This window comes from Micromonospora sp. NPDC049799 (genome assembly GCF_040656655.1).
In the GTDB taxonomy this organism is placed as follows: domain Bacteria; phylum Actinomycetota; class Actinomycetes; order Mycobacteriales; family Micromonosporaceae; genus Micromonospora.
The window spans coordinates 1-8,860 of sequence record NZ_JBFAMU010000200.1 but is presented as its reverse complement, the minus strand read 5'-3'; the positions used below and the strand labels follow the sequence as shown (position 1 = coordinate 8,860).

Sequence of the window (8,860 nt, the reverse complement as noted above, 5' to 3'; positions counted from 1 at the left end):
GCCGGCCGGTTCCGCCGCGGCGTCCGGCCCGGCCCACAGCCGGCGTACGCCGTCGAGCATGTGGGCCCGCAGCACCTCGTCGGGTACGTCGAGGAAGAACACGATCGGGTCGCTGCACATCGCGATCGCCTGGACGGCGCGGACCCGCTCGCGGAGCCCGGCGTCCGGGCCGGCGGCGATCTCGTTGGCGCGCATCGCCACCCACATCAACCGGTGGTACGTGTCGCCCCGGGTCACCAGCGCGAGGTCGTGGTACAGCATGCCCAGCGGCCGGCGGTGCGCGAGCATGGTGTCCACCCAGCCCTCGACCAGCGTCCGGCGGGCCCGTTCCGGTGGCAGCGTCTCGGCGGCGTCCAGCAGCTTCTCCAGGTCGGCGAGCAGCGGCTCGACCAGTGCGGTGAGCAGGTGCTCCTTGGTGGGGAAGTGGTAGAGGATCGCCGCCTTGGTCAGCCGCAGCCGCTCGCCGATCTGGCGCAGCGAGGTGCGCTGGTATCCGTGCTCGGCGAAGAGGTCGAGGGCGGCGCGCAGGATGCGGCTGCGGGTGTCTTCGCCAGGTTCGCCGGTCATGTCCACCAGGGTAGTGCGCCCTGACCATCGGTCAGTACAGTGAGGGTCGTCGGCACCGCATCGGCAGGAGGCGTCATGCCCGTCATCTCGATCGAGCACCTGGTCAAGACCTTCGGCGCGGTCCGCGCCCTCGACGGGCTCGACCTGCGGGTCGAGGCGGGGGAGGTGCACGGCTTCCTCGGGCCCAACGGCGCGGGCAAATCCACCACCATCCGGGTCCTGCTCGGCCTGCTGCGCCGCGACGCCGGCGAGGTGCGGGTGCTCGACGCCGACCCGTGGCGGGACGCGGTGGCCCTGCACCGCCGGCTCGCGTACGTGCCGGGCGACGTGAGCCTGTGGCCCAACCTCTCCGGCGGCGAGGCGATCGACCTGTTCGGCGCGCTGCGCGGCGGGCTGGACCGGCGCCGCCGCGACGAGCTGCTGGAACGCTTCGTGCTGGACCCGACCAAGAAGTGCCGCGCGTACTCCAAGGGCAACCGGCAGAAGGTGGCCATCGTCGCGGCCCTCGCCACCCCCGTCGAGCTGTACGTGCTGGACGAGCCCACCTCCGGCCTGGATCCGCTGATGGAGGCGGTCTTCCAGGACGAGGTCCGGCAGCTCGCCCACTCCGGGGCCACCGTGCTGCTCTCCAGCCACGTGCTCGCCGAGGTCGAGGCGCTCTGCGACCGGGTGAGCATCATCCGCGAGGGGCGCACCGTCGAGTCCGGCACGCTGACCGAGCTGCGCCACCTGGCCCGCACCACGGTGACCGTGCAGACCGCCCGACCGCTCACCGGCGTCGAGGCGCTGCCCGGCGTGCACGAGGTCCGGGCCGTCGACGGCCGCACCAGCCTGGAGGTGGAACCGGCCCACCTGGACACGCTGCTCGCCCACCTCGTCGGGTTCGGCGTGACCGCCCTGACCAGCGCCCCGCCCACCCTGGAGGAGCTGTTCCTGCGGCACTACGGCGACGCGTCCGCGAACGGGCACCGGGCCGGGGCGGGTGCGCGGTGAACGGCCTCGCCGGCACCGGCCGACTCACCCGGCTCGCCCTGCGCCGCGACCGGATCCGCCTGGCGCTGTGGGTGCTCGGCACCCCCCTGCTCGGCCTCGCGCTCGCCGCCAGCGTCACCGGCATCTACCCCGACGACTCCAGTCGCCTCGGGTACGCGCGGACCTCCGCCAGCAGCGTGGTCGCCCGCGCCTTCAACGGCCCGATCGTCGGGCCGGACCTCGGCGCGGTGGTGGTCGCCGAGACGTACGTGACCCTCGCCCTGCTCGTCGCGCTGCTGAGCACGTTCGCCGTGGTCCGGCACACCCGGCAGAACGAGGAGACCGGGCGTGCCGAGCTGCTCGGCGCCGCCGTCGTCGGCCGGTACGCGCTGCTCGCCGCCGCCCTGCTGGTCGTCGTCGGCGCCAACGTGGTGACCGCCGTGCTGCTCGCCCTGGGCTTCGTCGCCTCCGGCCTGCCGGTCGCCGGGTCGGTCGCCGCCGCGCTGGCGATCGGCGGCGTCGGGGTGGCGTTCACCGCCGTCGCCGCCGTCACCGCGCAGCTCTCGGTCACCTCCCGGGGCGCCAACGCCCTGGCCGCCGCAGGAGTCGGCGTCGCCTTCGTGCTGCGCGCCGCCGGGGACGTGCTCGGGCGGCAGACCGACGACGGGCTGCGGGTGGAGAGCGCGTGGCCGTCCTGGCTCTCCCCGATCGGCTGGGGCAACCAGGTGCGGGCCTTCGGCGGGGAACGCTGGTGGGTCCACGCGTTGCCGGTGGCGCTGCTGGCCGCCGCAGTCGCGCTCGCCGTCCTCCTCGCCGGGCGGCGCGACCTCGGCGCCGGCCTGTTCGCGGCCCGCCGTGGCCCCGCGCGGGCGGCATCCGGGCTGCTCGGCCCGGCCGGCCTGGTGTGGCGGCTGCACCGGGGGGCGCTGCTCGGCTGGGCGGTCGCGGTGGCGGTGCTCGGCTTCTCGATGGGCGTCGCCGCCGACGAGGTCAACGACATGGTCGGCGAGAACCCGGCGGCCGCCGAGGCGATCGCCCAACTCGGCGGCGGAGCGAACCTGGTCGACGCCTTCCTCGCCGCGATGCTCGGGCTGTTCGCGCTGACCATCGGCGCGTACGTCGTGCAGGCGCTGCTCCGGACGCGCGGTGACGAGACCGACGGGCTGCTGGAAGCGATCCTCGCCACCGCGGTGGATCGCATCCGTTGGCTGACCACGCAGGTCCTGGGCGCGATCCTCGGCGCGGCCGCCCTGCTGCTGCTCGCCGGTGCCGCCACCGGCCTCGGCTACGGCGTGGTGGCCGGCGACCCGCTGGGCCGCACCGCCTCGCTGGGCGGTGCCGCCCTCCTGCGGCTGCCCGCGCTGCTGGTGGTCGCCGGTGTGGTGACCCTGCTGGTCGGGCTGGCGCCGCGCTGGTCGGTGGCGCTGTCCTGGTCGGCGCTGATCGGGTTCCTGCTGCTCGGGCAGCTCGGCGCGGTACTCGACCTGCCGCAGGTCGCCCTGGACCTCTCGCCGTACACCCACGTGCCGTCGGTGCCCGCGGTCGACGTGGCGGTGCCGCCCCTGGTCGCCCTGACCGGGGTGGCGGCGCTCCTGCTGGCGGCCGGCCTAGCCGGCTTCCGCCACCGCGACGTCCCCAGCTGAGGCGGGCGTGGTGCTCCTTGATCGGTGACGCTGTGGCGATTCGACACGCCGAGAGTTCTACTGCTGAGCCGTCACCGATCGGTGTGCCCTAGCAGACCGACGCCGGTTATGGGAGGTGTCCACAGGGGCGCTACCTGTCCACAGGCGTCGACGTGGTGGTGGCGGGACGACGGGGGCGGCCGGGACGCTGCGAGGCGTGAACCCGGTGCTGCGTGACCTCGTCGATCGGCAGGGCGGACTGGTGACGCGAGGGACGGCCTGCCAGGTCCTACCGGAGTGGACACTCGAACAGGCCTGCTCGAGCGGCAGTCTGCTCCGGGTGCTGCCCGAGGTGTTCGTGGACCCGCGTCTGCTGGAGGTCCCACCACCCAGCACGGATCGCGTACCACTGATCGGCCGTCTGGCTCCGGACGCGGCGCACCGAGCGGCGCTCGCCTGGGCGGACGGGCGTGCCGTCCTCAGCCATGTGAGCGCGCTCCAGGTGTGGGGGCTGCCCGGCCGCTCCACCGGTGCTCCGCTGCACCTGAGCGCCCCCGCGGCGGCCGGCATCCGCAGCCAACCGGGCGTCCTGGTACACCGGTACCACAATTTCCTGCTCGAACCGCCGTGCGTGGTGGAGCGACGTGGCCTGCCCGTGACCCGGCTGGAGCGGACGCTTGTCGACTCCTGGCCGCTGCTGGCGTCCGCCGACCGACGCGCGCCGGTGATCCGGGCCGTCAACGATCGGCTGACCACCCCCGAGCGCCTGGCCGGCGCACTGGCCGTCGCGCCGAGGCTGACCGGTCGCGCGGAGCTGCGGACGCTGCTGACGCGGCTCGCCGAGGGATGCCGCAGCCCCTTGGAGATCTGGGGCCACGAGCGTGTCTTCACCGGCCCGGGGATGCCGGCGTTCCGCCGTCAGGCGCGGGTCCGGGTCGGTCGACGCACCATGTACCTCGACCTGTTCGCCGAGCGTGAACGGGTCGACATCGAACTCGACGGCGCGACGACCCACGGCGACCCGCGGCAGCGTGAGATCGACCTGCGCCGCGACGCCCTGCTCGCCACTGCCGGGATCCTCACGGTCCGCTTCGCCCACCGCCGCCTGGTGCACGAGCCGGACGAGGTACGCCGGGAAACCCGGGCCATCCTCGCCAGCCGACGGTGATCCGGGTAGGGCCGGGATCCGGTGCAACCGGGGCGGTGCGCCGGGTAGGCGCCGGGTCGGCTCAGTCGGGCTGCGAGTCCTGCTCGGCCGTTGCCGCCGAGGTGTCCGACGGGCGGGGTGACGGCTGTCGCGGCAGCACGTCGGCGTCGGTGAGCGGCTCGAACAGGTCCTGGTGACTGCGACGCTGACGCAGAAGCTCGGCGGTCCACCCGGCGGCGGAGCGCTCCTCGGCGCGCAGGTGCTCCCGTGCCCGGCGGTGCTCCTCGTCGACGGTTGCCGACCCGGCACCGCCGGGCGACTCGGCGACCTCGTCCAGGATCGACGCCCACCGCCGGGTGAGCTGCTCGGCGTACCGGGCCCGGCGCAGGTACTCCTCGTACTGGCACTCCAGCCGGACCCGCCGCTCCCAGTACGGCTGGAGAGTTCGGCGGACCCGCTCGTCGAGCCGTACCCAGGCGTCGGGCTGGCACGTCACGAGCACGTCGCCCCGCTCGTACGGCCAGGGATCCTGGGTGCGCAGGAGGCGCTGCACCTCCACCTCCAACTCGCCGGCCCGGTGCGGCGGGGTTGCGCGGGACCGCTGCGCCACGAAGTGGGTCAGACGCTCCACCGCCTGGGGCGTGAAGTACCGGGCGTACCAGGCCAGGAGGTCCGGGCGCAGGCCCCGGGCGGACCAGGTGAAGGCGGCGTGCACGGTGAAGGTGAACACGTGGCCCTGCGCGGGCACGATGATCGGCTCGCTCACCTTCCGCCGTTCGGTCAGCTCCTCGGGCGGGGAGGGGGACGGGCGGGCGGCCTGCACCTTCCGGACCGTGTCGGCCAGGTGGTGCAGGAGGAATTTCAGCGCCGCCAGTGCACCGGCGCCCGCCGTCTGCGCGGCTGCCCGAGCGCGGTCGATCCACAGGTGGTGACGCTTCGGCGGTGGAGGCTCCGCGGCGTCGGTCATGTCCCCCTCCTCGTCGCGGACCACCACCGCCTCGCGGCGGGAAGGCGGGCGGCTTCGACTCGGCCCGGTCGTCAGGCGGTCGGCTCGTGAGGGGGAACGGCCGACTGTGCACGGCGGTGGTACGTCGTCGACGTGCCGCCGGTGCCGCCCGCCCACGCTAACAGGGCGACGAGGTCGACACCGGCAGCCGCACGGGCGCGTATCGCGCCCCGTCCAACAGGCTTCGCTACTGTCCCGCTCGACATCGTCCGTGATCAGACCGGCATCCGCCGGAGGTGCGTCGCCCGCCGCGCCGGTTCTCCGCTCGCGGGGCGTAGGCCGGCGAGCTGGACGTAGACCTCGCGCCTGGCGGTTGCCCGGCCGCTTCGGTCGAGGACGTAGCCGGTCAGCCAGATCCAGCCGGCGTAGGTCGGCTGCTCGGAGGCGGCGACGACGCGGAAGGTCAGCGCCCGGCTGCCGGCGAACTGCACCGAAGCCCGGCCGTCGATACGGAGCAGGTCCCCGGGCCGCGGGCGCACCGTTACCAGTGGACGGAGTTCGGTGAGCGGCATTCGCGGGCGTGCAGGGTCTGCCAGTCGCGCAGGGCCCGCCTGGTCCGAGCGTTCTCCTGGGTGAGCAGCCGTACCGCCTCAGCGAGCATGCCCAGCTCTTCGGCCACCCGGGCCTGGAACTCGCGTACCTCCAGGGGGTCGACGCCGCGCCGGCGCGCGGCGAACTCCCGGGTCCGCACCTCGTGCGGCGTCAACCGGCCTGGGTAGCCGGCCGGCCATGGCTGGCCACCTCGATACACCTGAGCCACCACGGTCCTTTCTGGACAGGCGGAAGCGCGAGAGCTCCCGGCAGGGGGTTGGGAAGGCAGGTCGTCCGGTGGGGTCGGGACGGGCATGCACACCCGTCCCGACCAGGGGGATGAGCCGAACTCGTTGCCACGCGAGGAGCGGCTCGCGATCAAACATATATGCCTAAGTAGCCGGATGGCAACGGTCGGTTGTCCGACGCGTGCGTGTCGTGATCAAATTGGCGTGCCACGCAAGGAGCGCCATGCCACAGACACCGGACTACATCCGGATCTCCGACGAGATCATCAAAGACCTTCGCAACGGGAAGGTGCGGCCGGAGGACAAGCTGCCCTCGATTGCCGAGATGGCCGACCGCTTCGCGGTCAGTTCGTCGACCATCCAGATGGTCTACATCCGACTCGAGGCTTTGCGGGTCATCCGGCGGCAGCAGGGCAAGGGCGTCTTCATCACCGATCCGAAGACCTGGATGCGGGAGCCCTGACCACTCGCACTTGATCCCGACCGGCCGGTGTCGGAGGGCTTATCCCAGAGGCAAGATCGTTGGGATGAAGGCGTTCGTCGGCGTGACGGACCCGACGTAGTGCCGCTTCCTGGCTCGAATGGCATCTCGACAGCGTGTTCAAGGCCGCCTGAGTCGACTCAGTTCGGGTGGGGCGGCTGGTCGAGGATCGCGCTGAAGCGCTCCTCGGCGAGGTCGAGCTGGTCGAGGATGTGCCGCTTCACCGGCGCCGACAGCGGCGTGTCCGGCCGGGTGACGAGGTCACGGAAGACCGGCACCAGGGGGCGGTACTTGCGGGCCGACGACACCACCTTCGGCCCGACGGTGTAGACGACGCCCACCCCGTTGTCGGTGAAGTCGGAGACCTTGATGACCCGCGCCCAGGGCTCCCGGTCGAGGCTTGCCGCCACGTGCTCCCGGTACTGGGTGTGCTTGTCCCGCCCCGGGTCGTACGCCGGGTTGGTGACCGCGCCGACCAGCCGGGCGACCCGCGGGCCGAACCGGTCGGCGAGGGCGGCCAGCGCGGCGGCCGTACGGTCCGCGCCGGGCCGGTCGGCGGCCAGCTCGTCGGGGTGGTCCTCGACGGCGTCGTGCAGCAGGCCGGCGACGATCACGTCGACCTCGCGTACCCGGTAGTGGTGCATCATCCGGATCGACACCCGCAGCAGGTGGTTGAGGTACGGCTCACGGACCCGCCGGTCGTCGCGGTGCAGGTCGGCGGCGAGGTCGAGGGCCTCGGTGAGGCGTGCCCGCGCCGGCTCGTCGAAGGCGCGGACCTCCAACCGGAACCGGGCCAGGAGGCCCGGCTCACCGTGGATCTCGGTGATCGCGTGCATCGGCATGGTGGCGAGGTGCGCGGGGAACTCCATGGCCCACTTATAGCCGATCTTCACCATCCCACGGCCGCTGCGGTCCACCTTCCGACGCACGCCGGGGGCAGCGAGGAGCGGCTCAGCCGGTGCCGGTGACGCGCTTGACCAGGCGTACGGTGGTGCCGTCGGCGGTGCCGTCCACGGTGGTCTCGTCCATCAGCCGCGCCATGATCAACCGGCCGCGTCCCCGGACGGTGTCGGCCGGGTCGACCGTCTCCCGCCAGCCGCCGGTGTCGCTCACCAGCACCTCCAGCCGGTCGGCCCGCAGGCGGCCCCGGACGGTGACGGTGGCGCCCGACGCGAACCGGCAGCCGTGCTCGATCGCGTTCGCGCACGCCTCACCGGCCGCGATCAGCACCGCGTCGATGTCGGAGTCGGCGATGCCGAGGCCGGCCAGCCACCGGCGCAGCGCCTCCCGCATGGGCGCGAGCTGCGCCGGGTCGGCGGTCAGCGCGGCGGCGAAGACCGCCGGCTCGCGGTGCCGGTAGATCAGCACCGCCACGTCGTCGTCGCGGCCGTCGGGAAGCAGGTCCCGGACCATCCGGTCGGCCAGTACGCCTTCCGGCAGCTCGCGGCCCTCGGCGAGTACGCCGACCGCCCGGGCGATGCCGGCGTCGATCAGCTCCCGCCGCCGCTCCACCAGACCGTCGGTGTAGAGGAGCAGCGTCGAGCCCGGGTGCAGGTGGGCGCCGGCCTCGGGTCGTCCGCGGACCGCCACGCTGGCCAACGGCACCGACCCGGCACCGTGGAGGAGGTCCGTCGAGCCGTCCGGATGGGCGAGGATGGCCGGCGGATGCCCGGCCGACGAGTACCGCACCACGCCCAGCGCCCGGTCGATGATCGCGCAGAACACGGTGGTGCAGTGACCGCCGGGGACCAGCCGGGCGAAGTCGTCGAGCGCGGACAGCACCTCCGCCGGGCTCTTCGCCTGCAGCAGCAACGCTCGGCACGCGCTGCGCAGCTGACCCATGACGGTCGCCGCGGGCAGGCCCCGCCCGACCACGTCGCCCACCACCAAGCCGACCAGGTCGCCCGAGAGCGGCACCACGTCGTACCAGTCGCCGCCCACCTCCAGCGGGCGGACCGCCGGCTGGTAGCGCACGGCGAACCCGGCCGGCAGGTCCACCGGCCCCAGCATGGCCCGCTGCATGGCCAGGGCCACCGTGCGTTGGGTCTCGAAGGCGCGGGCCCGGACCAGCGCCTGCGCCAGCGCCCCGCAGAGCTGCCGCACCAGCGGGCGGTCGACGGTCGACGGCGGGCGTGGCGGCGACAGCTCCAGCCAGAAGCCACCCGGGGAGCCACCCGGTTCGAGGCGCGCCCCGAGACCGGTCACGTCTCCCGCGTCGTCGTGGGTCAGCTCGGGCTCGCCGTCGGTGCCGAGCCGGTCCAGGCGTTGCCGCAGCGGCCCGGTGAG

General features: G+C 73.6%; 10 protein-coding genes. 4 read left to right on the top strand and 6 right to left on the bottom strand.

The annotated features are described in order from the left end of the window. A partial coding sequence (locus tag AB0I76_RS16550) for a helix-turn-helix domain-containing protein (RefSeq protein ID WP_357035593.1) occupies window positions 1-567 on the bottom strand: 567 nt, incomplete at its 3' end. Window positions 568-642: 75 nt separating this feature from the next. On the opposite strand from AB0I76_RS16550, the gene AB0I76_RS16545 reads away from it, so the two are divergent. The 3 genes from AB0I76_RS16545 to AB0I76_RS16535 all read left to right on the top strand — a co-directional run bounded on the left by AB0I76_RS16545 (window position 643) and on the right by AB0I76_RS16535 (window position 4,329). Beyond that, on the top strand, window positions 643-1,560 hold the full coding sequence (locus tag AB0I76_RS16545) for an ABC transporter ATP-binding protein (RefSeq protein WP_357035590.1): 918 nt from the start codon (window positions 643-645) through the stop codon (window positions 1,558-1,560). After that, window positions 1,557-3,182 carry an anibiotic ABC transporter gene (locus AB0I76_RS16540; RefSeq protein WP_357035587.1) on the top strand — a complete coding sequence of 542 codons (1,626 nt, stop codon included), beginning with the start codon at window positions 1,557-1,559 and terminating at the stop codon, window positions 3,180-3,182. The genes AB0I76_RS16545 and AB0I76_RS16540 overlap by 4 nt, the downstream gene beginning before the upstream one ends. 196 nt (window positions 3,183-3,378) lie before the next feature. Beyond that, on the top strand, window positions 3,379-4,329 hold the full coding sequence (locus AB0I76_RS16535; protein ID WP_357035584.1) for a DUF559 domain-containing protein: 951 nt from the start codon (window positions 3,379-3,381) through the stop codon (window positions 4,327-4,329). 61 nt (window positions 4,330-4,390) lie between these two features. On the opposite strand, the gene AB0I76_RS16530 is transcribed toward AB0I76_RS16535, so the two are convergent. The 3 genes from AB0I76_RS16530 to AB0I76_RS16520 form a co-directional block, all read right to left on the bottom strand. Then, complete coding sequence (locus AB0I76_RS16530; protein ID WP_357035582.1) at window positions 4,391-5,275, bottom strand: hypothetical protein; 885 nt, start codon at window positions 5,273-5,275, stop codon at window positions 4,391-4,393. A gap of 254 nt (window positions 5,276-5,529) precedes the next feature. After that, complete coding sequence (locus AB0I76_RS16525; protein ID WP_357035579.1) at window positions 5,530-5,826, bottom strand: hypothetical protein; 297 nt, start codon at window positions 5,824-5,826, stop codon at window positions 5,530-5,532. Then, window positions 5,796-6,020: a DivIVA domain-containing protein gene (locus AB0I76_RS16520; RefSeq protein WP_357035576.1), complete on the bottom strand. Its 225-nt coding sequence runs from the start codon at window positions 6,018-6,020 to the stop codon at window positions 5,796-5,798. Before AB0I76_RS16520 ends, AB0I76_RS16525 begins: the two co-directional genes overlap by 31 nt. Before the next feature lie 296 nt (window positions 6,021-6,316). Between AB0I76_RS16520 and AB0I76_RS16515 the strand changes: the two genes are divergently transcribed. Further along, the gene (locus tag AB0I76_RS16515) at window positions 6,317-6,556 is read left to right on the top strand and encodes a winged helix-turn-helix domain-containing protein (protein WP_357035573.1); all 240 of its coding nucleotides are present in this window, start codon (window positions 6,317-6,319) and stop codon (window positions 6,554-6,556) included. A 158-nt stretch (window positions 6,557-6,714) separates the two neighbouring features. On the opposite strand, the gene AB0I76_RS16510 is transcribed toward AB0I76_RS16515, so the two are convergent. Next, entirely contained in the window at window positions 6,715-7,443 is a 729-nt protein-coding gene (locus AB0I76_RS16510; protein WP_357035570.1) for an HD domain-containing protein, read from the bottom strand. 82 nt (window positions 7,444-7,525) lie between these two features. Beyond that, window positions 7,526-8,860: SpoIIE family protein phosphatase (locus AB0I76_RS16505; RefSeq protein ID WP_357035567.1), on the bottom strand; the 1,335-nt coding region annotated here is incomplete at its 5' end.

Excerpts from the sequence above, each read along its gene's own strand:
- AB0I76_RS16515 (WP_357035573.1), top strand. The coding sequence starts at position 6,317 with ATGCCACAGACACCGGACTACATCCGGATCTCCGACGAGATCATCAAA.
- AB0I76_RS16510 (WP_357035570.1), bottom strand. The coding sequence starts at position 7,443 with ATGGAGTTCCCCGCGCACCTCGCCACCATGCCGATGCACGCGATCACC.
- AB0I76_RS16530 (WP_357035582.1), bottom strand. The coding sequence starts at position 5,275 with ATGACCGACGCCGCGGAGCCTCCACCGCCGAAGCGTCACCACCTGTGG.
- AB0I76_RS16545 (WP_357035590.1), top strand. The coding sequence starts at position 643 with ATGCCCGTCATCTCGATCGAGCACCTGGTCAAGACCTTCGGCGCGGTC.
- AB0I76_RS16525 (WP_357035579.1), bottom strand. The coding sequence starts at position 5,826 with ATGCCGCTCACCGAACTCCGTCCACTGGTAACGGTGCGCCCGCGGCCC.